Origin of the sequence: Nonomuraea sp. B19D2 (genome assembly GCF_040137845.1) — a bacterium.
In the GTDB taxonomy this organism is placed as follows: Bacteria; Actinomycetota; Actinomycetes; order Streptosporangiales; family Streptosporangiaceae; genus Nonomuraea.
Map to the genome: position 1 here is coordinate 52,156 of NZ_JBEFAK010000048.1, position 26,665 is coordinate 78,820.

Here is a 26,665-nt window from a genome sequence, read left to right on the forward strand (position 1 = left end):
CTTCCAGGCTGTCAGCTGCCGCTCGGGGTCGGTTTCCTGCTGCGCGCATTGGTTGATCAGGCCGGCGAGGGCTTGCCGGTCCTGCTCGGGGACGTTGGCGAGGGTGCGTTCGAGGGTGGGAACCGGTCGACGCCTGCCGCTCTAGTGCGTGCGCAGGGCGATGCCGCGGCCGGCGAAGAATGTCTCGAACATCTCGAGGCCGTGCGTGGTGCGCGCATAGTCGGCGAACGGGGCGTAGTACAGGCCCATGATCTGGCCGTCCGACTGCAGGCAGGCCATGCCGCAGCAGTGGCGGCACCAGCGGCCGTACCCCTGTTGGGTGCGCGCGCCCCCGACAGGTGCCAGCGTGGCCAGGGTGACACCGTAATGCAGTGCCTGCTGGCTGGTGCCCGCCCCAGGTGTGCAGGCCAGGCATCGCAGCATCGCGGTGTGCCGCCGACCAGCGACCGAAATGTCGTCCAGGACACGGTCCCCCGGGACAGGATCACACCCATTGTGCCGGACGTGATCTCACCAGTCGCGCGATGGGTACGTGACGGGGTGACGGCCGTGAGCTCCAGTAGGGCGACGTCCCGGATGCGCTAAGGATTCAGATCTCGCCCACGATCCGCAGGGCCCATGTCACGGGCAGACGTTGGCCGCGCAGCGGCTCGGGACCGGTTCACGGTCCGATCCGGAGCACCTCGTTCAGGCTCGCGCAGGTGGTCGGCGCCCTGCCCCCGCTGCCGGGCGTCGTCGCGGGCAGCGTGTTCGGCCGCACGCTGATCGTGCGGCAACTCGGTTCGGCGTTGCACTTCGCTGAGGGCGATCTCCAGTTCGCGGCGTAGGCGCGGTCCTCGCGTTGCGCCGCGACGCGCTGCTCCATCGGCGACGAGGTGTCCAGCAGACGCACGGCACGATCGCGGAAGGCGGCGCGCTCGGCGCGCCGTGAACTCCGGGGTGAGCATCCGGCGCAACCGCGTGTGCTTCGGCGGGTCGAACCCGATCAGTTGCCCGGCTCGCATCTTGGCCAGTTCCTCCTCGTCCACCTCACTGGACCCCGGGAACGGCGTGAGGGCACGGCACCATTTAGCGTCTTGTCTGGTGCCACCCGCCTGCGGCGATACCTGTCCATCGCGGGTTGGGACCGGCGAATGAAGGGCACCGTCTTGGGGACGAGACGTGGGGCGGTGGGGCCGAACCGCTTGTGACAGACATGCGCGATTACGACCTACTTCGCTGCGGCTTGCCGACTCCCACTACCGGCTGATCTGACGCGGAACCGCCACCGCGAGAAGTTTGTCTGGGTTGCGAATGGCGTAGAAGTTGGTGATCTTCCCATCGGCGATCTCGATCAGGAAGACCCCTTCCAGGCGCTCGCCGCTGAGTACGATCGCGGGCGTATTGTTGCAGTTGACCATCTCGATCCGCAGGCCCTCCAGCCGCCCCAGGCGGAACAAGCTCATGAGGACCGCGGCCACCTTCTCCGCGCCCACCACCGGCCGGCGCGCCGCGGCGGCCTTGCCGCCGCGGTCGGCGGTCCAGGTGACGTCCGGCGCGAGCAGCGAGAGCAGCCCTTCCAGGTCACCGGTGACCGCCGCGGTCATGAACTGCTCGGTGATCTGCGCGCCCTTCGCGGCGTCCACGGGCTCGAAGCGTCTACGCCGCGCCTGTACGTGCTCGCGGGCGCGGTGCGCCACCTGGCGCACCGTCGCCGCGGGCTTGCCCACCGCTGTGGCGATGTCGTGGTAGCCGAAGCCGAACACCTCGCGCAGCACGAACACCGCACGCTCATCGGGGGTGAGCGTCTCGAGCAGCACGAGCATCGCCATCGACACTGACTCGGCGAGCAGCACATCGGTCGAGGCGTCGTGCTCGTCGAGCAGCAGCGGCTCGGGCAGCCACGAGCCGATGTAGTCCTCGCGGCGGCGCGCGCTCGCCCGCAAGGCGTTGAGCGCCTGACGGGTCACCAGCTGTGCCAGGTACGACTTGGTGTCCCGCACCGTCGCGAGGTCCACGTCGGCCCACCGCAGATAGCTGTCCTGCAGCACGTCGTCGGATTCGGTCACCGAGCCGAGTATCTCGTAGACGATCGTGAACAGCAGCGGCCGCAACAGGGTGAATCGCTCGGCATGCTCGTCGGTGCTCACGGGGAGGTGACCACCCGCGCAGCGGAGGCCGGCTGCTCGGGACGCGGGCCGCCCTTGGGCCAGCCCATGGAACCCGGCTTGCGGGCCTCCCGGCGGATCCTCTTCGACACTACGAACTTGCAGGTCACCTCCTTGATCGCCGCGCCCATGCGGCCGCCGATGTAGACGTTCACCACGGTGTCGTCCTTGCGGGCGAGCTGCCGGATGCCCGCGCGCCGGCCGAGGCTGACGCACGCCCCCGTGAAGGCCAGGTCGATCGCCGCCGGTTCGGTGCCCGCGATGCGGCTCAGCACGGTGTCGGCGGCCTGCGCCCCGAGCGGCCCGGCGGCGTAGCCGCTCATCCGCAGCGGCTGGTCCGATGGTGCGGCGGCGTCGCCGGCCGCGATGATGCGGTCGTCGTCGAGGCTGGTCAGCGTCTCGTCGGTGAGCAGCCGGCCGAGCGCGTCGGTGCGCAGCCCGCTCGCGGCCGCCAGCTGCGGCACGCCGAAACCGGCCGTCCAGATGGTCAGTGCGCTCGCCCGCACCGCACCGTCGGCAGAACCGTCGGCAGAACCGTCGGCAGAACCGTCGGCAAGGACGACCGCATCCGGCCGGACCTCGGTCACCACGCCGGCCTCGAGCACGGCGACACCGTGCCGGGTCAGCCACTTGGCGACGTATCGGCGACCCGGCACGCTCAGGTAGGGCGCCAGGGTCCGGCCACACACCAGCGTGACCGTGCGTCCTTGCTCGGCCAGTTCGGCGGCCGTCTCGATGCCGGTCAATCCGCCGCCGACCACGGCGACCGGGGCATCGAGGGGCAACTCCGCCAGCTTGGCGCGCAGCCGCTGCGCGGACTCGAATTCGGCGATGTCGAATGCGAATTCGGCCGCGCCGGGCACCGACGACGGTGTCGCTGCGGTGCTGCCGACCGCGTAGATGACGTAGTCGTAGTCCAGGGCGCGGCCCGACGCCAACTGCACGGTGCGGGCGGCGGTGTCGATGCGCGTGGCGCTGTCGACGACCAGCTGGATGCCCTCGCCGAGCAGCGTGCCGTAGTCAATCGTGGCGTCGCCGGTACGGGCCACGAACTGGTGCAGCCGGATGCGTTCGACGAACTCCGGGCGGGGATTGACCAAAGTGATGTCGACGTCGTCGCGCATCCGCAGACGGTTGGCCGCGAGCGTTCCGGCGTAACCGCCGCCGATGACCACGACCTTGTGGGGTGTGTTGTGTTCGGTCATGCCCTCAGGACACCGCGGATCGCTGAGACGTGACATGACGCGACGTGACACGCGTCACTCCACCCAAGAGCGCGGGAACACGCGTTCTCGGCTGCCGGGAGGACGCCCGTGCCCGTCGCGGCCCGTTACCGGTGCAGCTGCAGTGCTTGAGAACCTGCACGATTCGAGCTGATCCGCGGATCAGTCGTCCGCTGAATCCGAAGCTCCCGCACGCTGACGCGTCCAACCCGCGGAGGCGGTTACTGGCCGGTCGGGGTGGTTTCGGCGCACTCGCGGGTCGTGGTATTGCGTGGACAAGACGATGTGGGTGTCCATCTCGCCGTGCTTTCCGATCTGTTCCAGCACGCCTTCGAGATGCGCCAGTGACGAGGCTCTGACCCTGAGCATCGAGCAGTGCCGGCCGCTCAGTTTGTTGACTTCGACCACCTCCGGGTAGTCCTCGGCGGCTGAACTCTTGAGCAGGCAATAGCCGAGAGCGCAGCGCAGCTGGATGTACGCCTGGACGGGAAACCCGGCCGCGGCGGGATCGATCTGGGCCTGGTAGCCGACGATCACGCCACGTCGTTCCAGGCGACGAATCCGGTCGGCGACGGCGGGCGCGGACAGATGTACCCGTCGGGCCAACTCGTTGTAGGACAGCCGGGCGTCGGCTTGCAGTTCGTCGAGGAGCTTCCAGTCGAGGTCATCGAGGTCACTTGCCGATCGTGAAGAGCTCACGGTGTTCACTTTACGGTTGCATCCATTAAGTGGCTATGTGCGCCTCAACGGCCATGTCCAGCCGGGCCATGGCTGCCTAGTGTGAATCCCGTGACCAGGAACGGACATCAGGCCGGCAGTGGCGTCGTCGATGCGCTGCCGGCCCGCTCTTGGCGGGCTTTGGCACAGCGGGTCACCGGCGCCGTACTGACCAGCGATTCCGCCGGCTACGACGCGGCCCTCAGACCGGCCGGGCAGCGCTTCGGTCAGGTTCGCCCGCAGGCGGTGGTGCGTTGCCGAACCGCCTCCGATGTCGCAGCCGCGCTTGGTTTCGCGAGGCACAACGGCCTGACCGTGGCGGTGCGCAGCGGCGGACACGATTTCGCTGGGCGGTCCACGACCACCGGACTGCTCGTCGATCTCGGCGAGCTCACCGGGGTGTCCCTGAAGGACGGGTACGCACATGTCGGCGCAGGTACGCGGCTCGCCGACGTGTATCGGTGCCTCGACCAGCACGCCCACACGCTGCCTGCCGGGAGCGGACCTTCTGTCGGCATCGCCGGGTTGACCCTCGGCGGCGGCATGGGCTTCCTCGGACGCGCCTGGGGGTTGACCTGTGACCGGCTCGTCGGAGCGCGTGTCGTCCGCGTGGACGGCAGCCTCGTGCACTGCGACGAGCGCGAGCATGCCGACCTGTTCTGGGCCCTCAGGGGTGGCGGCGCCGCGGGTGTCGGCGTCGTCACGGAGTTGTCCTTCGCGCTGGTTCCGTCTCCACGATGCACCGCCCTGGAGCTCAGGTGGGACTACCCGCTTGCGGCCCAGGTCGTTGACGCCTGGCAGAGGTGGAGTCCGGACGCGCCGGACGAGCTCGCCGCAAGCCTGCTGCTCACCGTCCCGGCCGAGCCGCACGCTCGAGCGCGGGTGGTCCTGTTCGGCGCGGCCGTCGGGCTGTCGCCTGCACACACCGATGATCTCCTTGACGATCTCATCGCCAGGGTCGGGGCCCGCCCGCAACGCCGGTGGCGCCGGCAGCTGTCCTGGCTGGGCGCCCAGGCCGCTCTCGCCACGCGCGTGCCCGGCGACGATGCCGGGCCCCTGTTCAGCAAGTCCGGCTTCTTCCGGCAGGACATACCGCCGGGCGCGCTCGACGCTCTGGTCAATCAGCTGGTTGCCGACCGGCGGGCCGGCGAATCGCGCGAACTCGACTTCACACCGTGGGCTGGCGCCTACAACCGCGTCTCGTCGCATGCCACGGCGTTCCCACATCGGGGCGAGCGATTCCTGCTCAAACACGCCGCCACGATCCGCACGGCTCTGCCCGGCGACGTCTCCCCGCACAGCGAGTGGCTGCACGGTTCTTGGCAGACGGTCCGCCCCTGGTCGAGCGGCGGCGTGTACCCGAACTTCCCCGACCCCGCCCTCACCGATCCCGAACGCTCCTACTGGGGCGGCAACCTCCCGAGGTTGGAGCGGGTAAAAGCGGTCCACGACCCCGACCGGATCCTGCCCGGCCTCGGGTCAAGAGACGCCATCTGATCGACATCACGATGCGGAGCTCCGGACAAAGGATTTCACCATGACCAACCAGCCCACATCTTCGAAGGCCGGTCCCAGTTGATCGCCTACTTCCACATGTGGCACACCGGCAGGCCCGCCGCGGAGCAGTGCGAGGGCTGCACCTTCAACACGTCCCACATCAACGAGCTGTCCTACCTGCACTCACGCGACGTCAGCTACGCGATCTTCTATGAGGGGCAGTACGAGGAGAGCTCGCGGTATCGCGACTTCATGGGCTATACCGTTCCCTGTTACTCGGTGCCGCAGCACTCCGTCGACCGGTTGATCGCAGACCGGCACTTCGGCATCCTGGTTTGCTATCTCCGCGACGGCGACCAGGTCTACGAGACCTACTGGACCACCGGCCGCGGCAACGAAGCGATGGCACCGTCGTACGGACTGCTGGATCGGACGGTCTACGGCCGGCAGGAGTTCTGGGAGGACTCGCCGGAGGGCTGGCCGCAGCGTTGGGGTGCCAAAGGTGGCCAGTTCCAGCTGGACGGCCGCCCGACCGCCCAGTGGCCGCGGATCCACGCCGGGCGCGACGACGACCTCGGCACGATGCCCGACGGATGGGCTGCGTGTTCCTCCTCACTGCACACTGGACCACCGGCCGCGGCAACGAACTGACGGCACCGTCGTACGGACTGCCGGGGTGTCAGCTCGTGCTCAGTGGTGCGTTCTCCTCGGCATCGAGCTGATGGTCCGCCCAGACGTAGCTTTCGGGAAGCAGGTCGGTGATGGAGACGGCGCGGAGTCTGTCACCTGTGCCGACGATGACCTTGAGGGCTGGGAAGTAGTCGAGAAGGACCTGGCGGCAGCGGCCGCATGGGGGCACAACGCCTCGGTCGCGGTCCCCGACGGCAACGATGGTGTCCAGGTCGTAGGCGCCCTGCGCGGCAGCCGTGCCGATGAGGACCAGCTCCGCGCAGGGGCCGCCGGTGAAGTGGTAGGCGTTCACCGCCGTGACGACCCGGCCGTCGTGCGTGCGGGCCGCGGCCGCCATGGTGTGGTTGTCACCCCGGCAGCGTGTGGCCGCGACCTGCGCCGCAGCCTGGATCAGTTCATGGTCGACGTGGCTGATCTGCGTGGTCATCTTCCCTGCCTTCATGCGGTGTCAGGCGGCGTCGGCCCGGACGACGGTGCGGACCCGAAGGTCGGCGGTGTGCTTGTTCCCCTGTTCGCGTGCGACGCGGGCAGGATGCGGGGGGTGGCGGTGCTGCCTCGTACGACGAGGGACGTCCGCACCACGGTTTCCCGCGGCTTCAGGTCCTGGTCTTCGATCCGGCGGATGACCGCATCCACCGCCGCCACTCCCATGAGCTCAGGGTCCTGCCGGACGGTGGTCAGATCCACCGGGGAAAGACGCGCGACCGGTGCGTCGTCGAACCCGGTGACGGACACGTCCTCCGGGACGCGAACTCCGTTTCGTACCAGAATCTGGAGCAGGCCGACGGCGCTGTGGTCGTTGCCCACCACCACGGCAGTCGGCAGCGCCCCGCGCTGAAGGAGCAGCCGCGCGGCCGTCGATCCCGCTTCCTCGAAATAGTCCCACTTAGTGTAGCCGCCAGGCATGGACAACACGTCGGTTGTCAATCCGAGCCGGCTCATCGCCTGCTCGTAGCCGCGGCGCCGGAGGTCTGCCGCCGGCATGGCCGCCGGATCCACGTAGGCGATCCGCTGATGCCCGAGCGCGGCCAGGTACGTCACCGCCTCCGCGATCCCCTTGTCGCCGGAGGACCGCACAACGTCGTAGGACGCGTTGCGCCGGCCGTAGCCCACGTCGACGACCGGCACCGGACTCCGCCGGCTGACCTCGCGCAGACCCGCATGGTCGAGATCGGAGCCGATGACGATCAGGGCGGCGCACCGATGGCCGAGGAGCTCCTCGACCGCCTGGTTCGTGCTGCGGGTGTCCGTCTGCGCGCTGAGGATCACGTCGTACCGGCGGGCCGCCGCCGCCGGATAGATGTGCTCGACGATCTCGGGCTCGGTCGAGTGCGAGGGCGTGAAGATCACGCCGAGATCCTTGCTGCGGGCCCGCCGGAGCGACCTGGCGGCGATGTGCGGGCTGAAGCCGAGCTCCTTGGCGGCCTCCAGGACACGTCGCCGGGTCTTCTCACTCGGGCCTGCGGCATCCCGCAGGACCAGCGAGACCAGCTGCCGGGAGACGCCGAGATGTGCCGCGATGTCTGCCATGGTGGGCGGACGACGGACCTCATTGCCCGAATCGGCGGCGTCACTGCCCATCAGACCACCTCCGCTGTGCCGCCCCACGCCGAATACTAAAGGACCCACCGGCGCTCCTTCTCAGGCGTAGATCGAAGGCTTGTCGATCAGCTCCACGGGGACGTGTTCACCGCTGTACAGCGCCCGCAGCGCCGCGTCGCAGACCATCTGGGCCGCGTAGCCGTCCCACGAACTCGGCCCCGTGGCGCCGTCGCCGGCGCAGACGGCGTCGATCCAGTCCTGCAACTCGTTGTCGTAGGCCGTCATGAAGCGCTGCCGCCAGTCCGCCGGCACCGTGCCGGACACGGTTCCCGCGCGGCGCAGCACGACCGGGGCTCGGTCGGCGAGCGCGGCCGTGCCGTCCTCGCCGACGACCTCACCCCGGATGTCGTAGCCATAACGAATGTTCACCGACGTCTCGACAGTGACCAGGACACCCGAGGCCGTCTCGAGGATCATCAGCAGCGGGTCCTGCAGGTCGCCGCCGTGGCGGTTGCGCTTGGGCGCGAGCACGCGGACACCGGCGAGCTCCTCCCCGAGCAGCCACCGCGTGACGTCGAAGTCGTGGACCGCGGTGTCCACGATCGCCATGTCCTTGGTGTAGTGGTCGGGCACGCCGGGGTTGCGGTGGCCGGAGTAGTACATCAGCGGCGCGCCGATCGTCCCGGCGTCGATGACGCCCTTCAGTTCGCGGTACGTGTGGTCGTAGCGCCGCATGAAGCCGACCTGCACCAGCCGGCGGCCGGCGGCGACCTCCGCCGCCATGATGGCGCGGCAGGCCAGCTGCGTGGTGGCCAGGGGCTTCTCGCAGAAGACCGGCTTGCCCGCGGCGATGCCGGCCAGCACGTACTCCTCGTGGGTAGGCCCCCAGGAAGCGACGAGGACGGCGTCGACGTTCTCGTCCGCGATCAGGTCCTGACCGGTGGTGTGCACGGTGGCCTTCTTCAGGCGGGCCGCGACCTGCTGGGTGACCTCGGGGTTGGTGTCCGTGACGGCGGTGATCTCCGCACCGCACAGGACCTGCGTGATTCGGCGGATGTGGTCCTGGCCGATCATGCCGGTGCCGATGACTCCGACTCGGAGGGTCATGGTGGTCTTCCTTTGTGATGGTGGGTGCATCGCTGGTGGTGTGAAGCGGGACTAGGCGAGGGGTTTGCCCGCGCGGTGACGCCTGACGCCCTCGGCGCCCTCGACGACCGCCGCGGTGAGCTCCTCGACACTGGTGTCCTCGCGCCTGACGTCGAGGATCTTGCGGCCGTGGTTCATGACGATGTGCCGGTCGCAGACCTTGTAGGCGTGATGGAGGTTGTGGGTGACCAGCAGCGAGCTGACCCCTTCCGCCTTCAGCGCCACGAGATAGTTCAGCAGCGCCTCGGTCGCCCGGACGGCGAGCGCGCTGGTCGGCTCGTCGAGGATCAGCAACGAGCGCTTGAAGTGCACCGGGCGATGGCGACCGCCTGCGCCTGGCCGCTGGGATGGCCGAGTCTGAGCGGGAGTACATCCGGGAGAAGTCCCTCGAAGGCCAGGCCTCGGCCCGCGAACGGGGCCGGCACGGCGGCCGTCCGAAGGTGTTCGACGACGACATGATCGCCTACGCGCGGTCGCTCCGCACCCGAGGTGTGGCCGTGGCCGACATCGCCCGCAAGCTCGTCATCCCCATCGGCAAGAACAAGGGCCAGCATCCCTCCGTGGCCAGCGTCTATCGCGTCCTGGCTGACGGCGACATCGGCCAAGCCGGGCACTGAGCTTCCGCCTCAGGGTGGGTTCACCGTGGAGATCGTTCGTTGGCACCACAGCGATCGTCGCGGTTCGGCCGAAAACGATCATCAGGCCTTTGGGCGAACACGGCCCGAAGCAATGGTGCGACTTCACACGTTGCCGACGTTCAGTTTCCCGGCAGGCGCGGCGCAGTCGGTCGCCCCGGGTTGATTACAGGCAGGTCGGCCTGCTTCCATGCCCGGAAGCCACCGATCACGTCCGTGGCGTTGTCCAGTCCGATCCTGTGCAGCGAGGCGACCGCCAAGGATGAGGAGTATCCCTCATCGCAGAGCACGATCCAGGCGACGTCGTGACCGGTGGCCTCGGGGATGCGGGCCAGGCCGGCAGGATCGAGACGCCATTCCAGATGGTTGCGTTCGATGACGATCGCACCCGGGATCTCGCCGTCTGCTGCCCGTTGGAAGTGTGGGCGGGTGTCCACCAGCCGGGCACCGCGGGTGATCGCGGTGGCGGCTTCGGCGGGATGCAGTCGGCGGAACCCGGCGCGCGCCGCGGCGAGCAGGTCGCCGGTGGTCAGCGGCCGGGTGCTCTCCTCGGGCTCAGCCATCGAGGAACTCCGTCAGCACCGGTACCAGCACCTCTGGCGGCACCAGGTGGTGCTGGCCGGTCAGTACGTGATGGTGCCCGGCGGGCATGTGGTGGGCGATCCGGCGACCGGAGTCGACCATCCAGGTGGGGCTGTGTTCGCCGTTGAGTACGAGGGCCGGAACGCGTACGGCAGCCACCAGCTCGGCTGGGACGGTGCCGCCGCTGCGGACGTTGTCCATGATCTGGAATTCGTGGGCGAGCGTTGGCGCCATCGCCTGCGTGCGCGGGTCCCGGCTCATCTGCTTGACCAGCGCCGAAGGCATACCTGCGCCGGTCAGGAACAGCTCCACCGCCTCGCCTGGCCGGCCTTGGGCCAGCACCGCCTCGATCGTCCCGGCGATGTCCCGCGCGGCGGCTCGCTGATCGGCGTCATCGGAGCCGTACGGCGGCTCGTGCACCACCAGCTTGGTGATGGCACAACCATGCGCCGCGGTTTGCAGGGCCAGGGCGGCGCCCGAGGAGTGGCCGTACACCGCTGCCGCGCCCCCGGCCGCGGTGATGAGCGCGGCGATGTCCTCCACCTCGCGGACCACCGCATAGGGCCGGGTGTCCCCGCTGTCACCTCGCCCCCGACGGTCGTAGTTGATCATCGTGTGGCGCCGGGCCAGGCGTTCGGCGAGGGCATGCGTGTCCGTCCTGTCGCACAGAGCCGGGGCCACCACGATGACCGGCGGGCCGTCGCCGAGCCGGTCGAAGGCGATGGACGTTCCATCCGCCGATGTCACCTTGTCCATGCCGGGTCCTGCCTGTCTCATCTGATCGGATCTGGTCGGAGGTCTTTGAGTGGAGTCGGAGCCGGAACCCGGATTTCGACACGCGCATCGCCGAACGGGTCTGTCGAAATCCGCTCCGCTGATCCGACTCCTGTAGGAGAGGACCCGAGGAGGATTGTGAGGATGGGAGGTCGCTGATGAAATACCTGCTGCTGATCTACAGCAATCCGGTGAACTGGGAGCACCCGATGTTCCTGAATCAGGATGAGGAGCTGACACCGGCCGAGAGACTGGCCCGGCTGAAAGAACACAACGGGCTGGTCGAGGAGATCGCCGGGTCCGGTGAGCTGATCGACGCCGCCCCGCTCGCGGATCCGTTGATCACCAGGACGGTACGCGTTCGCGACGGCGTACCAGGGGTCACCGACGGCCCCTTCCTGGACTCCAAGGAGCACCTGGCCGGCTACTTCGTCCTCGACTGTGACAGCGTCGAACGCGCGACCGAGATCGCGGCGCGTTTTCCCGACGCCCGATACTCCGCGGTGGAGGTCAGACCGATCATGGACCCATCCGGGTTCGAGATGTGAGCATCACCGGCCCTGCCGAGGACCTGCTGCGCCGTCTGGCGCCGCGGGTTCTCGGCACGCTCATCCGCCGCTACGGCGACTTCGACACCTGTGAGGACGCAGTCCAGGAGGCGTTGCTGGCCGCTGCCGTGCAATGGCCCGACCAGGGCATCCCGGACCACCCGGCGACCTGGCTGATCACGGTCGCCACCCGTCGCCTCACCGATGCCCACCGCGGCGAGGTCGCCCGTCGGCGGCGCGAAACCCTCGCCGCCGCGCTGACCCCGGTCGACGAACTGGTCTCCCCGGCGCCCGGCCGGGATGGCGGCACCGGCGTCGATGACACGCTGACCTTGTTGTTCCTGTGCTGCCATCCGGCGCTGTCACCGACCGCGCAGACGGCGCTCACGCTGCGCGCCGTCGGGGGGCTGACCACCGCCCAGATCGCCCGGGCGTTCCTGATCCCCGAGCGCACCATGGGACAGCGGATCAGCCGGGCCAAGCAGCGCGTCAAGGCCGCCGGCGGCCGCTTTCAGCCACCCTCGGAGCGGGATGTCGCCGACCGGCTGCCGGTGGTTCAGCAAGTGCTTTACCTGATCTTCAACGAGGGTTACACCGCTACCTCAGGCGCCAACCTGCAGCGTGTCGACCTGACCGCCGAAGCCATCCGCCTCACCCGTACCCTGCACCGGATGCGACCCGATGACGGGGAGAGCGCCGGCCTGCTCGCCCTGCAACTCCTGACCGAGGCCCGGCACGCCGCCCGGACCGGCCCTGACGGCATGCTGGTGCCGCTGGGCGAGCAGGACCGCGGCCGGTGGAACCGGGAACTCATCGCCGAGGGCATCGCCCTCATCGAGCGGACCCTGGCCCGTGCCCCGGTCGGCCCGTACCAGGTCCAGGCTGCCATCGCCGCCGTCCACACCGAAGCCGCAACCCCCGACGACACCGACTGGCCGCAGATCCTCGGGCTGTACCAGCTCCTGCAAGACCTGTGGCCCAACCCCATCGTCACGCTCAACCACGCCATCGCGCTGGCCATGGTGCACGGTCCTCAGGCCGGCCTCGACCTGCTCATCCCGCTGGACAGCGACGAGCGCACTGCCGGCCACCATCGCCTGCATGCCGTGCGCGCCCACCTGCTGGAACTGGCCGGCGAGCACACCGCCGCCCACACCGCGTACCTGGCCGCCGCCCGCCGTACCACCAGCCTCCCCGAACAGCGGTATCTGAGCACCCGCGCCGCTCGGTTGCCGCTCCCGGGGTGAAGAATCCTCAGACAGCTGCAGGTCGACTCCGGGCGAAGGCCACATGTCAGGAGGGATGCGCGGCGGCCATGACGCCGTGCACGGCCGCCGTGATGCGCTCGGCGGCTTGGCCGGGGTCGGGCCGACCGGCGTCGAGCCAGGCAATGACGGCCTCCAGGGTGAAGGCGGGGATCAGGTTCGCCGCCCAGTCCAGCCACGGCCCGGCGGGGATGCGGCGGGCGAGGTTGCGCCGGGCGACCTCGCGGGAGGCGGCGGTGATGGAGTCGATCAGCTCGCGGAAGTCGGGCTCGCGGGCCGCGTAGCGGAACAGCAGCTTGAATCCGTCGGGGTCGGCGGAGGCGGCGCGTAGCAGGGCGGGGATGGCGCCCTCGTCGAAGTCGTCGGTGCCGGTGGCCTCGGCCAGTCGGACGCAGGCGCGGTCCAGTACGGCCCGGTACAGGTCGGCCTTGGAGTCGAAGTGGCGGTACAGCATGGCCCGGGTCAGTTCGGCCTCGGCGGCGATGTCGTCGAGGCCGGTGGCGGCGTATCCGGCGCGGGCGAAGGCGCGGGTGGCCGCGTCCAGGATCTGCTCGCGCCGCTCCGCGCGCCGCAGCCTGCGCACCGGCGGTGCCGCGACGGTCTCTCCGCCTGCTTCGGGGTTGCTCATCAGCCCTCCACTTGTAGAAGTTAAAGTATATATGTAGCTTTCTAGACATTGAAGTATACAAATGCTCGTCTACCTCTTGGAGGGCTCATGTCGTCCACCCCGGTGCAGCTGCCGTACGCGCAGCCCGACCCGATGCGGCCCGCGCCGCTGCTGCGCGAGCTGCAGACCCGCACTCCCATCCACGCCATCCGCACCGCGGTCGGCGACCCCGGCTGGCAGGTCACCGGATACGAGAAAGTGCGTGGTCTGCTGGATGACGACCGGCTCGGCCGTGCCCACCGGGAGCCGGACAAGGCCGCCCGGACCGGGGAGTCGGCGATGTTCGGCGGCCCGCTGGGCGACTACGCCACCGAGCAGGCCGATCACCGCAGGATGCGCTCCCTGCTGCAGCCGCACTTCTCGCCCAAGCGCATGCGCGCCCTGCGCGCCCGGGTCGAGACGCTCACCACGGGCCTGCTGGACGACCTTGCCGCCGCCGGACCGCCCGCCGACCTGCACGCCGCGCTGGCGCTGCCGCTACCCATCGCGGTCATCTGCGAGCTGCTCGGCGTGCCGTACGAGGACCGCGCCCAGTTCCGGGCCTGGACCCAGGCCGCCGGCGACATCACCGACCGCGCCCGCTCCGAACAGGGCCTGACCGAGCTGTTTCTCTACGGCCAGCAGCTCGTGGCCCGCAAACGCACCAGCGGCGACCCGGACGCCGACGTCATCTCCCGCCTGGCCGCCACCGACGGGGTGAGCGACGACGAGGCCGCCGCGATGGGCATGTTCCTGCTGTTCGCCGGGCACGAGACCACGGTCGCCGCGATTGATGAGGGCGCGCTGTGGCTGCTGGCCTACCCCGAGCAGTGGCAGGCCCTGGTGGAAGATCCGTCCCGCGTCGACGCGGCGGTGGAGGAGATCCTGCGCGCGCCCGGCCTGGGCGGCGGCGGCATCCCCCGCTACGCACGAGAGAACCTGGAGATCGCCGGGGTGCAGGTGCAGGCCGGGGACCTGGTGCTGCTGGACAACGGCGCGGCCAACCACGACGCCGCGGTGTTCGCCGACCCGGACCGCTTCGACATCGACCGCCCCGCCGTACCGCACCTGTCGTTCGGTCACGGCGCCCGCTACTGCATCGGCGCGCCCCTGGCCCGGGTCGAGCTGCAAGTGGTCTTCTCCCAGCTCGCCGCCCGCTTCCCCGCCCTCAAACTGGGGTGCGCAACCGACGAGCTGACCTTCAACGCCCACACGCTGACCGGCGGCCTGACCGCCCTGCCGGTCACCTGGTGACCCCATGACCAAGACGAGTACGAGGACGAACCTGCGGCGGCCGGTCTTCGGCCGGATGTACCCGAAGATGGCCCGCGCCCTGGACGAGGGCGGCATGGCCGAACGCCGCCGCGACCTGATGGCCGGCCTGACCGGCGAGGTCATCGAGGTGGGGGCCGGGCACGGCGTGAACTTCGCGCACTATCCGGCCGAGGTGACCCGCGTTATGGCGGTAGAGCCGGAACCGCGGCTGCGCGAGCAGGCACAGGCGGCCGCCGCCGGCGCTGCGGTCGCCGTCGAGGTGCTGCCGGGGCTGGCCGAGCGGCTCCCAGCCGCTGATCGCAGCGTGGACGCCGTGGTGTTCTGCCTGGTGCTGTGCTCCCTGCCCGACGTTCCGGCGGCGCTGGCCGAAGCCCGGCGCGTGCTCAAACCCGGCGGGCAGGTGCGGTTCCTGGAGCACGGACGCGCCGACACGCGCGGCCTGGCCCGGGTGCAGGCGGTGCTGGACGCCACCATCTGGCCCCGCCTGGCCGGCGGCTGCCACACCGGCCGCGACACCCTAGCGGAGATCGAGCGAGCCGGTTTCACCGTGGAAGACGTCGAGCGCTTCCTGTTGCCGCAGGCCCGCACCCCGTTCTCCTTCCACGTCCTGGGCGCCGCCACGCTCCGCACCTGATCGGACCCGAAGCGCACGAGCCATCCGGACCCGCTCCTGCAGGTCATCCGGACCGGATGGGGATGCCGGTGGCCCGGGCGAGCAGGGACGTGGCGGCGGGGGCGAGCAGCCTGCCGGGATATTGTCCGGCGCGCGGGTCGCCCGCGCGTTGCCAGACGGCCAGATCGGCCAGGATCCGCAGGGCGTGCAGGCCCGCGTACCAGCCGAAGGAGCCGAGGTCAGCGCCGGGACAGGCGGCGCGGTAGCGGCGGATGAACGCGCGTGCGACACCCCGGGCCGCCGCGGCGATGGCCGGGCGCAGCGTGGCGGGCACCGGCAGCGCGGGATGGCGCAGCAGCAGCCAGGTGGCGGCCAGATCGTAGGCGGGCGGGGCGAGCACGGCGCCCGTCCAGTCGAGGACGACCAGGCCTCCGGCGCTGTCGATCAGGTTGAGCGGGTGCAGGTCGCCGTGACAGACGACACTGCCTGACTGGTCGGGCCGGCTCGCCGCTACTGCCGTCGCCGCGTCGATCAGGGCGGGCCGGTGGCTGGCCGTGGCCGCGGCGGTCAGGTGCGGCAGCAGGTCGTCGATGGTGAACGCCACGCTGGGACAGGCCCGGCGAACGCTCGCGACCACCGGTTGCGGGTCGACGCGATGCACGGCGGCCATGGTCTCGGCGAGCTGGGCGGGCAGGCGCAGCGCCAGGTGGGGCAGCCGCCGCACCATACCGAGGCCATCGAGCCCGGCCAGCAGTGGTGCGCCGGTCACGAAGTCCATGACGGTCCAGGCCCTGCCGAGTGGCTCGCCGGCCGGGCCGGTGAGGCGGATCGCCGGGGTGGCCACGCCCGCGGCGGCCATCTGGTCCTGCACCGCCACTTCCTTGGCGCCCATCGCCGCCTTCGGCGTGATGCGCAGCACCTGCTCGCCGGGTACCCCTGGCGGGGTGCCACGCACCTGCAGGCGGGCCATGGTGGCCCATTGTCCGCCGGTCAGCGGTTCGGGTTCGGCGATCACGCGGGCCTGGGGCCACGCCGTCCGTAAGGCCGCTTCGGCCATCTCCGCACTTATCTTCACAGTGTTTACCGTCACGGTGTCTACTGTTACTGTCTATGGCGTGAGCGACCCCTCGATGTCAACCGCCGACATACCGGCGACCGCGGAGCTGAGCATCGACGAGCTGGCCCGCCAGACGGGCCTTCCGGTCCGGACGATCCGCGAGTACCAGAGCATGGGTGTGCTGCCCGCGCCCGAGCGGCGCGGGCGCGTGGGCGTCTACCGGCCCTCGCACCTGCGCCGGCTGGAGCTGATCGCGCGGCTGCAGCGCCGCGGCTACTCCCTGGCCGGCATCCGCGACCTGCTGACCTCCTGGCAGCACGGCGCCGACCTGGGCGAGGTGCTCGGGCTTGAGCCTGACGAGCTCGTGCACATCGACGAGCCCGGCATGCCCGCCAGCGTCGAGCAGCTCGCCCGGCTGCTGCCCGCCTTGGTCCCGGGCCGGCTGGCCGAGCTCGTGGCCACCGGCGTGGTACAGGAGTGCGGCCCGGACATCTACTGCGTCCCCAGCCCCTCGCTCCTGCAGCTGGCCGTGGACCTGCACAGCGCCGGCTTCAGCCCGGAGCAGCTGCTGCACCTGCTGGGCAGCATCGGCCGGGCCGCCGACACCGTGGCGGACGCCGTCATCGCACTGCTGGCCGAGCGGCCGTCCACGGTGGATGACCAGCAGCTCACCGCGCTGACCACGCGCGGGCGAGGACTGCTCGCGCACGGCACCGGACGCCTGACCATCCACACCCTCGGCCGGCGTCTGGGCCTCGATGGAGCCGCGGGCAGCGCCGCCGGGCTGAGCCGCCCGCCCGGTGAAGGCGGGCCACCGAGTGCTCCGGAGCAGACGCCATGACCGGCTCCGGCGATGCGGCACGAGACGCGATATCGCAGGTCTGGGACACCGAGAATGGTGAGCGCTGGGCCGCCGATGCTAACCGCCGCGACCGCGTCTTGGCCCCAGTGGGCGAGGCCCTGCTGGCCACCGCACGGCTCCAGCCCGGCGAGCACGTCCTGGACATCGGCTGCGGCTGCGGCGCCACCACGCTCCAGGCGGCGGCCGAGGTCGCCCCGGGCGGCACGGCCACCGGGATCGACATCTCCGCGGCCATGCTGGGGGTGGCCCGCGCCCGGCAGGCGGCCGACGGCCCCGGCAACGCGCGGTTCGTCCACGCCGACGCCCAAACCCACCCGGTGCCAGGGCCCTTCGATGCCGCCATCAGCCGGTTCGGCACCATGTTCTTCAACGACCCTGTCACGGCTTTCCTGACGCTGGGGGCGGGCCTGCGTCCAGGTGCCCGCCTGGTCATGGCGACCTGGCAGCCGCTGGCCGCCAACCAGTGGCTGACCATGCCCGGCGCCGCGCTGCTGCGTCACGGCACGCTGCCCGACACCGGCCAGGGGCCGGGCATGTTCGCCCAGTCCGAGCCCGCCGTGGTGGAGCGTGTTCTGACCGAGGCCGGCTTCGCCCGGATCCAGCTTGAGGACGTACGGCTGCGCCTCACCTTCGGCGCCGACCTGGACGAGGCCATCGACTACCTGTCCCATTCCGGGCCCGGCAGGACCGTCCTGGCCACCGTCCCGGAAGCTGATCGCGATGCGGCGCTCGACGACGTGCGTGCCGCCTTGGCCGACCACGCCGACGCCTGCGGTGTCCACCTGGAGGCGGCCATCTGGCTCATCACCGCCACCCGCCCCTGACGATGGCGGTTGCGCTGGGACGGCTTGCCAATCCAGCCGCCGGCCCGCGATGCGGAACTCCCGATGGAGCCTGCGCAGGCGATCACGGTCCGCCCTGGGAGTCTCCTTCGGGCATGGTCGTTCGCAGCGCGGTGAGCACGCGGTCAAGGACCGTGGCGAACGTGGCGAGTTCGGCACGGGAGGTTCCGGCGAAAAGCCGGGTGGTGCCGTCGTCGCGGTCCATGCCCCACCCGGCGGCCAGAGCCTGCCCGCGCGTGGTGAGCGAGACGAGGACCGCGCGCCGGTCGGTGGGGTGTTTGGCGCGGACCACGAAGCCGGCGCTTTCCAGCGCGTCCACCAGGCCCGTCACGTTGCGCGGGGTGCAGTCGAGTACGTCGCTGAGTTCGCGCTGGGTGAGCTGACCACGACGGTGGAGCAGCCAGATGACCTCGCCCCGGGCAGGAGTGAGCCCGCTGTCGGCCAGGCGACGGTTCATCTGGGCGCCGAGCACCACGGCCAGCTCGAACAACTGGTCCACAACTTGGACGTCCTCGACGGCCATTCACCTCTCCAAAAGTAGTGAAGTTAACTTCACTATGTGGCATGCTTCCTAATTGCGCGATCTACGCTACCGGGAGGAGATGGCGCATGACCAGCAGCCGAGACGCCGGACCCGTAGGCAGACGCCCGTGGAGTGAGCGGCCGCTGTGGCACGTGGGCCTCGCCGCCGCGCTGGTTGCCGCTGCGGCCAGCGTCATCGTGTACGTGGCCGCCCGGGCAGCCGGTGTGCCGATGGAGTTGACCGAAGTATTCGACGACCACTTCGCGCGTATGCCCGTCATGAACATGGCGTGGGCAGCCCTCCTGGAGGGAGGGGTGGGCGGTACCGCGCTGGCCGTCGCGTGCCGACGATGGAGCCGCAGGCCGCGGTCGACCTTCGTGGCACTTGCGACGATCGGCGTCATCGCCTCGTTCGCCTTGCCCGTCGCCAGCGACGCCAGTACCGCGACCAAGGTCGTCTTGTCGATCGGCCACGTCGTGGTCGCGCTGGTCATCGTGTCGGCGTTGGCGCGGGCTCTTCCATCTCGGCACAGCGGGTCAGGGGGCTGATCGTTCGGTGATCCAGCGGGCGGCGAGCAGGCCGGAGGCGGCGGTGAGCACGGCGGCAGCGACGACGGTGGCCTCCAGGCCGAAGGCGTCGGCCAGGATCCCCGCGAGCAGGGCGCCCGCGGCGTAGCCGATGTCGCGCCAGAACCGGTAGGTGCCCAGGGCGTTGGCGCGCCAGGCGGGGTGGGCGTGGTCGGAGACGGAGGCGATCAGGGCCGGGTACACCATGGCGGTGCCGATGCCGAGCGCGACGGCCGAGGCGATCCCGGCCAGCAGGGGCCGCTCCAGCAGGGCCAGGGCGAGGACGAACCCGGCGGCCTGCACCAGCATGCCGTACACGATGAGCGGTTTGCGGCCGATACGGTCGGCCAGATGGCCGGTGGGGATCTGGCCGATGCCCCACAGGATCGGGTACAGGCCCTTGATCAGGCCGACGGCGGCCAGGCCGAGGCCGTGGTCGGTGAACAGCAGCGGGAACACGCCCCAGGTCAGGCCGTCGTTGAGGTTGTTGACCAGCCCGGCCTGGCTGGCGCCGCGCAGCGAACGCTCCCGCCAGGAGGCGCGCGCGAACGTCGCCGCGAGGCCGGTGTTCTCGCCGTCGGGCAACGGCTTGGGGTGCTGGGCGAGTTCGAGGGCGACGTGCGCGGCGGTGTCGCGCACCACCACCGACAACGCCAGCCCGGCGACGACGAACACGACGCCGATCAGCTCGGGCGCCGGGCGCAGCCCGTAGGCGGTGGCCAGGTAGCCGGTCAGCAGCGCGGTGACGCCGACCGCGGTGTACCCGGCGGCCTCGTTCAGCCCGGTGGCCAGGCCGCGGCGGGCCGGGCCGACCAGGTCGATCTTCATGTTGACGGTCATCGACCAGGCCAGGCCCTGGTTGAGGCCGAGCAGCAGGTTCGCGGCCACGATCCACCACCACGACGGCCCCCACGCGAGCATGAACGGCACCGGCGTGCCGATCAGCCACCCGGCCACCAGAAGTTGCTTGCGAGTGAAGCGCGCGGTCAGCGCACCCGCGGCGAGGTTCGTGGCCGCCTTGGTCACGCCGAAGGCGATGATGAAGGAGAACACCGCCAGGTCGCTGGTCAGGCCGAACACCTCGGTGCCGATCAGCGGCACGGTGGTGCGCTCCAGCCCGACCAGGCCGCCCACGCACACGTTGACGACGACCAGCAGGGTGAATTGCAGCCAGTTCTCAGCCAGGCCCAGCCGCACCGGCGCGGCCGTCCGGGAGCTCACCGGGCACCGCCCTTAGTGGCGTCGAGCTTTGTGCCGTGGGCGGCGGCGTACTCGGCCGGGCCACCGTTCAACACGGTCACGCCGGAATGCCCGGCGCGCTCCAGCAGGCTCGCGGCGGTCATCGCGCGCTCGCCGTGCCCGCAGGCCACCACCGCTCCGGCCGGGGCGTCGGCCGCATGAGCGGCCAGGTCGCCGAGTTCGAGGTGCAGCGCCCCCGGCACGTGCCCGGCGGCGTACTCGGCCTCCTGCCGGACATCCAGGTACGGGCCGTCCGGCGCGCGGTCGGCGGCGAGAAACGCCGTGGTCACCTCGGCGCCGCCCGCCGCCCGCCAGGCGGGCATGCCGCCGGCCAGATGCCCGGCCAGCCGCTCGTAGCCGATCTTGTACGCCTGCCAGACGACCTCCTCCGCCTCCTGGCCGTCCCCGATGACGAAGACCAACGGGGCGGTGTCGGGCAGCAGCCAGCCCAGCCAGATGGCGAACTGCGCGCGCAGCGGGATGGACAACGCGCCGGCGATGTGCCCGGTCGCGTACTCGGCCGCCGGGCGGACATCGACGATCTGGCCGCCGTCGGCGAGCAGCCTCCGGACGTGCTCGGCGTCCAGCGCGGGCAGCGGCGGCGTGCCGGCCAGCACGGCGGGGCCTCGCCGGTTGGCCTTGCTCAGGCGGGCGAAGTAGGCGGGGTAGGAGCCCAGGCTCGCCACCAGCCGCGCCACGAAGGCGTCCTCATCGGGCGCAGCCAGCAGCGGGTTGCCGCGCTTCTGTGCGCCGATGGTGGTGGTCCGCTCGGCGCCGGGCGGGGCCGAGCAGAACGAGCCCGCCCCGTGGGTGGGCCACACCGCGGTCTCCTCCGGCAGGACGGCCAGCCGCCGCAGCGAGTGGTACTGGGCGCGGGCCAGCTCCTGCGTGCGTTCGGCGCCGAGCAGGTCGGTGCGGGCAGCCGAGTCCACGATCAGCGACCCGCCGGTGAACACGCCGATCTCCCTGCTGCCGTCCAGCAGCAGGAACGCCAGGTGCTCGTCGGTATGCCCGGGTGTGGCCAGCGCGCGCAGCCGCAGCCCGCCCAGGTCGACCTCTTCGCCGTCGGCCAAGCCTCGGTGGGGGAAGGCGCGCTTCCCGGCGGCGGAGGCCAGCACGGTCGCGCCGGACTCGTGGGCGAGCTGTACCGCGCCGGACAGGAAGTCGGCGTGCAGGTGCGTATCGGCCGCGTACGCCACGCTCAGGCCGCGCCGCCGGGCAGCGGCGCGCAGGGCGCGCAGGTCACGGCTCGCATCCACGGCCAGAGCGCGGCCGTCGCCCAGATCCAGCAGGTAGGCGCTGTTGCCCAGACCTTCGTCGACCAGCGGTATCAAGTGGTCGTCGGCGAATCCCACATGTCCTCCAAGCTCTGGCCCGCTCCGGGCCGGTAAGAGTCGCGCACAACCCTCACCCTTATGTACGATATTCCATAGATTAATGGAGGAATGGACGATGGACGCAACCCTCACCCAGGCCAAGGCCCGGCTGTATGAAGCCTTCGCCGCCAGCGGTAAGGCGCTGGCCAGCGGAAAGCGCCTGGAACTGCTCGACCTGCTCGCCCAGGGCGAGCGCACCGTCGAAGCCCTGGCCAGGGCCGCCGGGCTGAACCTCACCACCGCCTCGGCCCACCTGCAGACCCTCAAGCAGGCCGGATTCGTCACCACCCGCCGCGACGGCGTGCGCATCCACTACCGGCTCGCCGGCGACGACGTAGCCCAGCTGTTCGCGCTGCTGCGCAAGGTCGCCGAGCATCACCAGGCCGCCGTCGCGCCGGCACGCCAGGCATACCTCGGCGAGGACGGCGCGGGCGAGGTCACCCGGAAGGAACTGCGCGCCCGGGCCCAGGCGGGCGAAGTGGTGGTGCTGGACGTGCGGCCGGTGGAGGAGTACCTGGCCGGTCACATTCCCGGCGCGGTGTCCATTCCGGTCGCCGAGCTGGCCGAGCGCATCGCGGAGCTGCCCGCCGACGCCGAGATCGTCGTCTACTGCCGCGGCGAGTACTGCGTGCTGGCCTACGACGCGGTCCGGCTGCTGACCGACCGCGGCCGCCGGGCGATCCGGCTCAGCGACGGCATGCTGGAATGGCGGCTGTCGGAGCTGCCCGTCGAGGCCGGGGCACCGGCATGACCGCCCACCCGGCCCCGGACGCCCTTTTCCCTGCCCTGAGGACATCGTTCAGTCCCAGCCAAGGCGTTGTTCCAGCAACGCCTGCTGAGCCGGATTGGCTGTCAGCTCCAGCGCCCGCTCATCGGCCCGATGAGCCTCTTGACGGCGGTCCAGGGCGCGCAGCAGCTCGGCCCGGGTGGCGTGCAGGAGCGGGTACCGCTCCAGTTCCCGGCCGAGGTCGTCGAGCTCGGCCAGGGCCGCCTCAGGACCTTTGATGTGCCGCAAGGCGACGGCGCGGTGCAGTCGCGTCACAGGCGAGGGCGCCAGGTGCAGCAGCATGTCGTACAGCACCAGGATCTGCGCCCAGTCGGTGGCGGCGAAGGTCGCGGCCTCGGCATGACAGGCCACGATCGCCGCCTGCAGCTGGTACGGCCCCGGCCGCCGATGAGCGCGAGCCACGCGCGTAAGCAGAGCGGTGGCCTGCTCGATCGCCGGCCGGTCCCACAACGAGCGGTCCTGATCGGCCAGCAGCACCAAACGGCCCTGGACGTCGAAACGGGCCGCGCCACGCGCCCGGTGCAACCGGATCAGCGCCAGCAACCCGGCCACCTCCGGCTCCTTCGGCAGCAGGTTCACCAGCAGCGCGGCCAGCCACTCCGCCTCGTCGACCAGGTCGCGCGCCTGCGCCCGCTCCGCCGTACTGGACAGGTAACCCTCGTTGAACAACAGGTAGATAACCGCCAGCACCTCCTCCACGCGCCGCGGCAACTCCTCCTCAGCAGGAATGCGGTACGGGATCCCGGCCTCGCCGATCTTGCGTTTGGCGCGGGTGATGCGCTGCGCCACCGTGGACTCCGGCACCAGGAACGCGGCGGCGATCTGCGCGGCCGACAGCCCGCACACCACCCGCAGCGTGAGCGCGATCTGCGCGGCCCGCGACAGCGCCGGGTGGCAGCAGGTGAAGATCAGCCGCAGCCGGTCATCACGCGGGGCGGGAACTGGCCAGGTGAGCTGGGCGAGCTTGGCCCGGTAGTTCGACTCCCGGCGCAGCACGTCCAGCCCGCGCCGCCGGGCCACGGTGAACAACCAGGCGTCCGGCCGCTCGGGGACCCCTTCGACCGGCCAGCGGCGCAGCGCGGTCTCCACGGCGTCCTGCACCAGGTCCTCGGCGGCGGCGAAGTCGCCCAGCAACGACACCAGGGACGCGGCCAGCCGGCCCGCGTGCTCGCGCACCACGCGGGCCAGCACCTCCTGGCTCACCTGCCCGTGCACCGGCGCGTTCATGAGGCCGGGCGGATCTCCACGATCGGGCAGGCCGGCCACGAGCGAGCGATCTTCAGCGCCTCGTCCAGGTCGGCCACCTCAACCTCTGCGAACCCGCTGACCACCTCCTTACCCTCCACGAACGGCCCGTCAGTGATGACGGGCTCGCCCTGACCCAGGCGCATCGTGGTGGCGGTGTGCACCGGAGCCAGATGCGTATGGTGGGTGATCTTGTCGGCGTGGTCGGCGAACCACTGCCCGACGGCCGCGTAGGCGGCCTGCTGTTCCAGCTCGCCCATCGCTTCCAGCTTCTGGGCGAACTCCTCGGTCTCGATGAACATCAGCACGTACTTCACGGTCGCTGTCTGCCTTTCCGTCTCAGCTTGCCGGGAGGGTGGCGTACAGGTCGACGCCGTTGCCGTCCGGGTCAGCCACCGTGGCGTAGCGCATCCCCCAGAACGCGTCGAACGGCTCGGCGATCCCGCGGTAGCCCGCCGCGACGAGTTCGGCGTAGGTGGCGTCCACCCCGGCCGGGGTGTCGAACTCGAAGCACAGCAGGGTACGCGGCCCGCCGGTCGGCGCGCTCCAGCCGGGCAGGAACGGCGTGCGGAAGCCCTCGGTGTCCAGCATGACGTGCAGCCCGTTCGGCAGGTCGCAGCCGGCGTGCTCGGGCGAGTGCTCGTCGATCTTGAACTCCAGGCCCAGGCGGGCGTAGAAGGCGATCGAGGCGTCCAGGTCGGAGACCACGATGTCGATGGTGTTCAGGGTGGGATGCATGTTGCGCTCCTTCGGGGCTCGGCCGGTGATTTCCAGCCCGTCCGCGAGATTGCCCTCGGGGGTCTGCCTCGCCTGACCGCGAGGTGAACACTGCGAGATGTCCGCTGACGGCCTGGCCCTCACCTCACAGACGATCGGCCGAGGCCTCGATACGACACCAGCGCCGAAAACCTTCCCGCGCCGGAAGCGCAGCCTGATCAATCCAGGCGGCCCATGACGACGAGCCCTCCAGGGCGGAGCATGCCGCATCCCAACCGGGTGCACCGCCCCACTGCAGCACCCGTGGGATCGCGACGCGCGAGCCTGATGCGCACCTGGAGCACCGTACCGGCCGAGGCAAGCGGGCAGCTGGGCCGTGCTGCGCCGCCTCAGCGCGCCTGGAGCGCAGCGCGATCGTTGACGTCATCGTCAGTCGTCCCACTCGGGTTCGTCCGGGTTGCGCAACTCCCGCATGCCTCCAGGGCCGAGATCGGGCAGTGCGAAGGTGTAGGTGCCGATCACGTTGATGTGCCGGCGGCCGAACGGCGACAAGCGGGCGACATCCTCCTCCGCGAGCGAGTAGCCCGCCTTCTGCAGAGCGCTCAAAGCCTTGTCGACGTAGAAGCTGTTCCACAGCGTGACGTAATTGAGCACCAGGCCCAGCGCCCCGAGCTGGTCCTCCAGGCCTTTGTAGTAGCGCTGGTAGACCTCACCCTTACGGCCGTGGAAGATCTTCCCGGCCAGGGCGTGGCGGGACTCCTGCAGGTTGCGGATGCCCTTGATGTCACACCGATACGGCTCCTCCACCGCGTAGGTGAGGATGTGCAGCGTCTTGAAAATGCGGCCATAGGCGGCGATCGCATCCCCGAGCGGGGTGGGGTTGCCGTCGCGCTGCAGCATCCTCATCACGTCATAGGCGCGGATCCGGCCGGTGTAGATCGACACCACCACCCGCAGGATGTCGTCCCAGCGCCGCTTGACCTTGGCCAGGTATGCGCCAGCGCTCCAGATCCGACGATCGCGCCCCCTCCAGCACCTCCAGCAGCCGGGCCAGGATCACCCGCTGCCGAGGCGACAAGATGCCGTACAGCGTTCCATGCAGCCACTCGGTCGCCTCATCGCGCACCCGGGCGATCAGCCGGGTCAGCGTGGTCACCCCCGGCAGCAGCACCTTGTTGGTGCGCAGCCAGCTCACCCCGTCGACGAAGATGCTCTTCTTGCCGTCCCCGGTGTTCCACGCCCGCGCATCCACCCAGGCGGTGAACTCCGCCTCGACCGCCGAGAACTCCCGCAGCCCGTACGCCTTCTTGATCTCGTCCTGGTGGTCGAACTGCGTCTGGCGCCGCTCGGTGTACTGCTTGATCTGCGAAACGTCCGCCACGCCGAGCTGACCGGCCAGATAGTCGATCACCTCGGCCGGGACCTCCAGCGGGTCCGGCAGGAACCGGCCCACGAACCGGGCCGTGGTCAGTTGCAGGGCGAACCCCAGCCGGTGCTGATCGCCACGGCGGCGCCCGATCAGTCTCCGGTCCGCGTCGTCGAGGAAGAACATCTTCTCCAGCTCGGCCCGCGTCGGTACCCCTGCGTAACGGCCGTACGCGGCCGCCTCATCATCGCTCAAGAACTCAACCGGCATGGGCCCCGAAAGTAGAACTAATCCATCAGCGCAGGCCAGACTCAAGATCGAACTGTTACGGGGGAAACGGCTTCAGCGACCCTCTGAGCAGCACGTTTCTGCAGGTAAACCGCATCGGAACGGCCATCCGCGCCAAGCGGGGTTTCGGGGGCGGCTAAACGAGACTTTTCGTTCGCATGCTGCTCAACCCCCTGCTCCAACCGGGTCAGACTGGCTGCTAGGGGTTTTTGATTCTTGATGCGGCGAACATTACCGGCCGCCCGCCTTTACATTGTAGATCACACTCTGCTGAACGTTCGAAGGCGACCGAGGTCGTGCTCAAGGCCGACGCCTGCCGACCGGCCTTCACCGTGAGAGCGCGTAGCAGGGTTGTTACCAGGCGACCGGCAGTTCGTGGACGCCGTAGGCGGACATGTCGTGCCGGAACTTGACTTCTTCCAGCGGTACGGCCAGGCGCAGGCCCGGCAGCCTGCGCAGCAGGCTGGGCAGCGCGACCTGCAGTTCCACGCGTGCCA

At 70.3% G+C, this 26,665-nt stretch carries 32 protein-coding genes; 11 read left to right on the forward strand and 21 right to left on the reverse strand.

Annotated elements, in window-relative coordinates:
- Nucleotides 1–141: 141 nt before the first annotated feature.
- From ABN273_RS48625 to ABN273_RS48645, 5 genes are all read right to left on the reverse strand, one after another.
- The gene (locus ABN273_RS48625; protein WP_349456436.1) at nucleotides 142–423 is read right to left on the reverse strand and encodes a hypothetical protein; all 282 of its coding nucleotides are present in this window, start codon (nucleotides 421–423) and stop codon (nucleotides 142–144) included.
- 238 nt (nucleotides 424–661) lie between these two features.
- On the reverse strand, nucleotides 662–892 hold the full coding sequence (locus ABN273_RS48630) for a hypothetical protein (RefSeq protein WP_349456437.1): 231 nt from the start codon (nucleotides 890–892) through the stop codon (nucleotides 662–664).
- 346 nt (nucleotides 893–1,238) lie between these two features.
- Nucleotides 1,239–2,129, reverse strand: coding sequence for an RNA polymerase sigma factor SigJ (gene sigJ, locus ABN273_RS48635; protein WP_349456438.1), 891 nt, complete (start codon nucleotides 2,127–2,129; stop codon nucleotides 1,239–1,241).
- Nucleotides 2,126–3,352 carry an NAD(P)/FAD-dependent oxidoreductase gene (locus ABN273_RS48640; RefSeq protein WP_349456439.1) on the reverse strand — a complete coding sequence of 409 codons (1,227 nt, stop codon included), beginning with the start codon at nucleotides 3,350–3,352 and terminating at the stop codon, nucleotides 2,126–2,128. The genes sigJ and ABN273_RS48640 overlap by 4 nt, the downstream gene beginning before the upstream one ends.
- Nucleotides 3,353–3,532: 180 nt before the next feature.
- Entirely contained in the window at nucleotides 3,533–4,078 is a 546-nt protein-coding gene (locus ABN273_RS48645; RefSeq protein ID WP_349456440.1) for an Lrp/AsnC family transcriptional regulator, read from the reverse strand.
- Nucleotides 4,079–4,159: 81 nt separating this feature from the next.
- On the opposite strand from ABN273_RS48645, the gene ABN273_RS48650 reads away from it, so the two are divergent.
- Entirely contained in the window at nucleotides 4,160–5,584 is a 1,425-nt protein-coding gene (locus ABN273_RS48650; RefSeq protein ID WP_349456441.1) for an FAD-binding oxidoreductase, read from the forward strand.
- A gap of 57 nt (nucleotides 5,585–5,641) precedes the next feature.
- Nucleotides 5,642–6,235 carry a DUF899 family protein gene (locus tag ABN273_RS48655; protein ID WP_349456470.1) on the forward strand — a complete coding sequence of 198 codons (594 nt, stop codon included), beginning with the start codon at nucleotides 5,642–5,644 and terminating at the stop codon, nucleotides 6,233–6,235.
- Between the two features lie 28 nt (nucleotides 6,236–6,263).
- Here ABN273_RS48655 and ABN273_RS48660 read toward each other — a convergent pair whose 3' ends face one another.
- Genes ABN273_RS48660 through ABN273_RS48675 form a run of 4 tightly spaced genes read right to left on the reverse strand, consistent with a single transcriptional unit; the run spans nucleotide 6,264 to nucleotide 9,274 of the window.
- On the reverse strand, nucleotides 6,264–6,701 hold the full coding sequence (locus ABN273_RS48660) for a cytidine deaminase family protein (protein ID WP_349456442.1): 438 nt from the start codon (nucleotides 6,699–6,701) through the stop codon (nucleotides 6,264–6,266).
- Nucleotides 6,702–6,712: 11 nt separating this feature from the next.
- A complete protein-coding gene (locus ABN273_RS48665) occupies nucleotides 6,713–7,855 on the reverse strand; it encodes a LacI family DNA-binding transcriptional regulator (RefSeq protein ID WP_349456443.1) in 1,143 nt (380 codons plus the stop codon).
- A gap of 60 nt (nucleotides 7,856–7,915) precedes the next feature.
- Nucleotides 7,916–8,923: a Gfo/Idh/MocA family oxidoreductase gene (locus ABN273_RS48670; protein ID WP_349456444.1), complete on the reverse strand. Its 1,008-nt coding sequence runs from the start codon at nucleotides 8,921–8,923 to the stop codon at nucleotides 7,916–7,918.
- A gap of 51 nt (nucleotides 8,924–8,974) precedes the next feature.
- Complete coding sequence (locus ABN273_RS48675; RefSeq protein ID WP_349456445.1) at nucleotides 8,975–9,274, reverse strand: P-loop NTPase family protein; 300 nt, start codon at nucleotides 9,272–9,274, stop codon at nucleotides 8,975–8,977.
- A gap of 35 nt (nucleotides 9,275–9,309) precedes the next feature.
- Between ABN273_RS48675 and ABN273_RS48680 the strand changes: the two genes are divergently transcribed.
- Complete coding sequence (locus ABN273_RS48680) at nucleotides 9,310–9,579, forward strand: hypothetical protein (protein ID WP_349456446.1); 270 nt, start codon at nucleotides 9,310–9,312, stop codon at nucleotides 9,577–9,579.
- A 140-nt stretch (nucleotides 9,580–9,719) separates the two neighbouring features.
- On the opposite strand, the gene ABN273_RS48685 is transcribed toward ABN273_RS48680, so the two are convergent.
- Both ABN273_RS48685 and ABN273_RS48690 read right to left on the reverse strand, forming a co-directional pair.
- A complete protein-coding gene (locus tag ABN273_RS48685) occupies nucleotides 9,720–10,160 on the reverse strand; it encodes a rhodanese-like domain-containing protein (protein ID WP_349456447.1) in 441 nt (146 codons plus the stop codon).
- Nucleotides 10,153–10,935: an alpha/beta fold hydrolase gene (locus ABN273_RS48690; RefSeq protein ID WP_349456449.1), complete on the reverse strand. Its 783-nt coding sequence runs from the start codon at nucleotides 10,933–10,935 to the stop codon at nucleotides 10,153–10,155. Before ABN273_RS48690 ends, ABN273_RS48685 begins: the two co-directional genes overlap by 8 nt.
- 176 nt (nucleotides 10,936–11,111) lie before the next feature.
- Between ABN273_RS48690 and ABN273_RS48695 the strand changes: the two genes are divergently transcribed.
- Together ABN273_RS48695 and ABN273_RS48700 are read left to right on the forward strand one after the other, a co-directional pair.
- Entirely contained in the window at nucleotides 11,112–11,501 is a 390-nt protein-coding gene (locus ABN273_RS48695) for a YciI family protein (RefSeq protein ID WP_349456450.1), read from the forward strand.
- On the forward strand, nucleotides 11,498–12,748 hold the full coding sequence (locus ABN273_RS48700; RefSeq protein WP_502911261.1) for an RNA polymerase sigma factor: 1,251 nt from the start codon (nucleotides 11,498–11,500) through the stop codon (nucleotides 12,746–12,748). Before ABN273_RS48695 ends, ABN273_RS48700 begins: the two co-directional genes overlap by 4 nt.
- A gap of 46 nt (nucleotides 12,749–12,794) precedes the next feature.
- On the opposite strand, the gene ABN273_RS48705 is transcribed toward ABN273_RS48700, so the two are convergent.
- Entirely contained in the window at nucleotides 12,795–13,394 is a 600-nt protein-coding gene (locus ABN273_RS48705; RefSeq protein WP_349456451.1) for a TetR/AcrR family transcriptional regulator, read from the reverse strand.
- An 87-nt stretch (nucleotides 13,395–13,481) separates the two neighbouring features.
- Between ABN273_RS48705 and ABN273_RS48710 the strand changes: the two genes are divergently transcribed.
- Together ABN273_RS48710 and ABN273_RS48715 are read left to right on the forward strand one after the other, a co-directional pair.
- Nucleotides 13,482–14,666, forward strand: a complete 1,185-nt coding sequence (locus ABN273_RS48710) for a cytochrome P450 (protein WP_349456453.1) — start codon at nucleotides 13,482–13,484, stop codon at nucleotides 14,664–14,666.
- Nucleotides 14,667–14,670: 4 nt separating this feature from the next.
- Nucleotides 14,671–15,321: a class I SAM-dependent methyltransferase gene (locus tag ABN273_RS48715; protein ID WP_349456454.1), complete on the forward strand. Its 651-nt coding sequence runs from the start codon at nucleotides 14,671–14,673 to the stop codon at nucleotides 15,319–15,321.
- Nucleotides 15,322–15,364: 43 nt separating this feature from the next.
- On the opposite strand, the gene ABN273_RS48720 is transcribed toward ABN273_RS48715, so the two are convergent.
- The gene (locus ABN273_RS48720) at nucleotides 15,365–16,390 is read right to left on the reverse strand and encodes a phosphotransferase family protein (protein WP_349456455.1); all 1,026 of its coding nucleotides are present in this window, start codon (nucleotides 16,388–16,390) and stop codon (nucleotides 15,365–15,367) included.
- Between the two features lie 25 nt (nucleotides 16,391–16,415).
- On the opposite strand from ABN273_RS48720, the gene ABN273_RS48725 reads away from it, so the two are divergent.
- Together ABN273_RS48725 and ABN273_RS48730 are read left to right on the forward strand one after the other, a co-directional pair.
- Nucleotides 16,416–17,198: a MerR family transcriptional regulator gene (locus ABN273_RS48725; RefSeq protein ID WP_349456456.1), complete on the forward strand. Its 783-nt coding sequence runs from the start codon at nucleotides 16,416–16,418 to the stop codon at nucleotides 17,196–17,198.
- Nucleotides 17,195–18,043: a class I SAM-dependent methyltransferase gene (locus ABN273_RS48730; RefSeq protein WP_349456457.1), complete on the forward strand. Its 849-nt coding sequence runs from the start codon at nucleotides 17,195–17,197 to the stop codon at nucleotides 18,041–18,043. Before ABN273_RS48725 ends, ABN273_RS48730 begins: the two co-directional genes overlap by 4 nt.
- 82 nt (nucleotides 18,044–18,125) lie before the next feature.
- On the opposite strand, the gene ABN273_RS48735 is transcribed toward ABN273_RS48730, so the two are convergent.
- Complete coding sequence (locus ABN273_RS48735; protein WP_349456458.1) at nucleotides 18,126–18,584, reverse strand: MarR family winged helix-turn-helix transcriptional regulator; 459 nt, start codon at nucleotides 18,582–18,584, stop codon at nucleotides 18,126–18,128.
- A gap of 86 nt (nucleotides 18,585–18,670) precedes the next feature.
- Here ABN273_RS48735 and ABN273_RS48740 point away from each other — a divergent pair, with 86 nt between their 5' ends.
- Nucleotides 18,671–19,132 carry a DUF6069 family protein gene (locus ABN273_RS48740; protein ID WP_349456459.1) on the forward strand — a complete coding sequence of 154 codons (462 nt, stop codon included), beginning with the start codon at nucleotides 18,671–18,673 and terminating at the stop codon, nucleotides 19,130–19,132.
- Here the strand turns inward: ABN273_RS48740 and ABN273_RS48745 are convergent.
- Nucleotides 19,121–20,371, reverse strand: a complete 1,251-nt coding sequence (locus ABN273_RS48745) for an MFS transporter (RefSeq protein WP_349456460.1) — start codon at nucleotides 20,369–20,371, stop codon at nucleotides 19,121–19,123. The genes ABN273_RS48740 and ABN273_RS48745 overlap by 12 nt on opposite strands.
- Complete coding sequence (locus tag ABN273_RS48750) at nucleotides 20,368–21,744, reverse strand: MBL fold metallo-hydrolase (protein WP_349456461.1); 1,377 nt, start codon at nucleotides 21,742–21,744, stop codon at nucleotides 20,368–20,370. Before ABN273_RS48750 ends, ABN273_RS48745 begins: the two co-directional genes overlap by 4 nt.
- Before the next feature lie 97 nt (nucleotides 21,745–21,841).
- Here ABN273_RS48750 and ABN273_RS48755 point away from each other — a divergent pair, with 97 nt between their 5' ends.
- Complete coding sequence (locus tag ABN273_RS48755; RefSeq protein ID WP_349456462.1) at nucleotides 21,842–22,516, forward strand: ArsR/SmtB family transcription factor; 675 nt, start codon at nucleotides 21,842–21,844, stop codon at nucleotides 22,514–22,516.
- Nucleotides 22,517–22,564: 48 nt separating this feature from the next.
- Here ABN273_RS48755 and ABN273_RS48760 read toward each other — a convergent pair whose 3' ends face one another.
- From ABN273_RS48760 to ABN273_RS48780, 5 genes are all read right to left on the reverse strand, one after another.
- Nucleotides 22,565–23,779 carry an RNA polymerase sigma factor gene (locus ABN273_RS48760; protein ID WP_349456463.1) on the reverse strand — a complete coding sequence of 405 codons (1,215 nt, stop codon included), beginning with the start codon at nucleotides 23,777–23,779 and terminating at the stop codon, nucleotides 22,565–22,567.
- Nucleotides 23,776–24,114 carry a YciI family protein gene (locus ABN273_RS48765; RefSeq protein WP_349456464.1) on the reverse strand — a complete coding sequence of 113 codons (339 nt, stop codon included), beginning with the start codon at nucleotides 24,112–24,114 and terminating at the stop codon, nucleotides 23,776–23,778. Before ABN273_RS48765 ends, ABN273_RS48760 begins: the two co-directional genes overlap by 4 nt.
- 22 nt (nucleotides 24,115–24,136) lie before the next feature.
- Nucleotides 24,137–24,535, reverse strand: a complete 399-nt coding sequence (locus tag ABN273_RS48770) for a VOC family protein (RefSeq protein WP_349456465.1) — start codon at nucleotides 24,533–24,535, stop codon at nucleotides 24,137–24,139.
- 408 nt (nucleotides 24,536–24,943) lie between these two features.
- The gene (locus ABN273_RS48775; protein WP_349456466.1) at nucleotides 24,944–25,462 is read right to left on the reverse strand and encodes a Tn3 family transposase; all 519 of its coding nucleotides are present in this window, start codon (nucleotides 25,460–25,462) and stop codon (nucleotides 24,944–24,946) included.
- Nucleotides 25,425–26,150 carry a DUF4158 domain-containing protein gene (locus ABN273_RS48780; RefSeq protein ID WP_349456467.1) on the reverse strand — a complete coding sequence of 242 codons (726 nt, stop codon included), beginning with the start codon at nucleotides 26,148–26,150 and terminating at the stop codon, nucleotides 25,425–25,427. Before ABN273_RS48780 ends, ABN273_RS48775 begins: the two co-directional genes overlap by 38 nt.
- Nucleotides 26,151–26,665: the final 515 nt, after the last annotated feature.

Coding starts and splice junctions, on each gene's coding strand:
- ABN273_RS48715 (WP_349456454.1), top strand. CDS start 14,671: ATGACCAAGACGAGTACGAGGACGAACCTGCGGCGGCCGGTCTTCGGC.
- ABN273_RS48705 (WP_349456451.1), bottom strand. CDS start 13,394: ATGAGCAACCCCGAAGCAGGCGGAGAGACCGTCGCGGCACCGCCGGTG.
- ABN273_RS48640 (WP_349456439.1), bottom strand. CDS start 3,352: ATGACCGAACACAACACACCCCACAAGGTCGTGGTCATCGGCGGCGGT.
- ABN273_RS48625 (WP_349456436.1), bottom strand. CDS start 423: ATGCTGCGATGCCTGGCCTGCACACCTGGGGCGGGCACCAGCCAGCAG.
- ABN273_RS48780 (WP_349456467.1), bottom strand. CDS start 26,150: ATGCCGGTTGAGTTCTTGAGCGATGATGAGGCGGCCGCGTACGGCCGT.
- ABN273_RS48755 (WP_349456462.1), top strand. CDS start 21,842: ATGGACGCAACCCTCACCCAGGCCAAGGCCCGGCTGTATGAAGCCTTC.
- ABN273_RS48740 (WP_349456459.1), top strand. CDS start 18,671: ATGACCAGCAGCCGAGACGCCGGACCCGTAGGCAGACGCCCGTGGAGT.
- ABN273_RS48685 (WP_349456447.1), bottom strand. CDS start 10,160: ATGGCTGAGCCCGAGGAGAGCACCCGGCCGCTGACCACCGGCGACCTG.
- ABN273_RS48735 (WP_349456458.1), bottom strand. CDS start 18,584: ATGGCCGTCGAGGACGTCCAAGTTGTGGACCAGTTGTTCGAGCTGGCC.
- ABN273_RS48665 (WP_349456443.1), bottom strand. CDS start 7,855: ATGGGCAGTGACGCCGCCGATTCGGGCAATGAGGTCCGTCGTCCGCCC.
- ABN273_RS48710 (WP_349456453.1), top strand. CDS start 13,482: ATGTCGTCCACCCCGGTGCAGCTGCCGTACGCGCAGCCCGACCCGATG.
- ABN273_RS48660 (WP_349456442.1), bottom strand. CDS start 6,701: ATGACCACGCAGATCAGCCACGTCGACCATGAACTGATCCAGGCTGCG.
- ABN273_RS48760 (WP_349456463.1), bottom strand. CDS start 23,779: ATGAACGCGCCGGTGCACGGGCAGGTGAGCCAGGAGGTGCTGGCCCGC.
- ABN273_RS48730 (WP_349456457.1), top strand. CDS start 17,195: ATGACCGGCTCCGGCGATGCGGCACGAGACGCGATATCGCAGGTCTGG.
- ABN273_RS48770 (WP_349456465.1), bottom strand. CDS start 24,535: ATGCATCCCACCCTGAACACCATCGACATCGTGGTCTCCGACCTGGAC.
- ABN273_RS48690 (WP_349456449.1), bottom strand. CDS start 10,935: ATGGACAAGGTGACATCGGCGGATGGAACGTCCATCGCCTTCGACCGG.
- ABN273_RS48695 (WP_349456450.1), top strand. CDS start 11,112: ATGAAATACCTGCTGCTGATCTACAGCAATCCGGTGAACTGGGAGCAC.
- ABN273_RS48670 (WP_349456444.1), bottom strand. CDS start 8,923: ATGACCCTCCGAGTCGGAGTCATCGGCACCGGCATGATCGGCCAGGAC.
- ABN273_RS48680 (WP_349456446.1), top strand. CDS start 9,310: ATGGCCGAGTCTGAGCGGGAGTACATCCGGGAGAAGTCCCTCGAAGGC.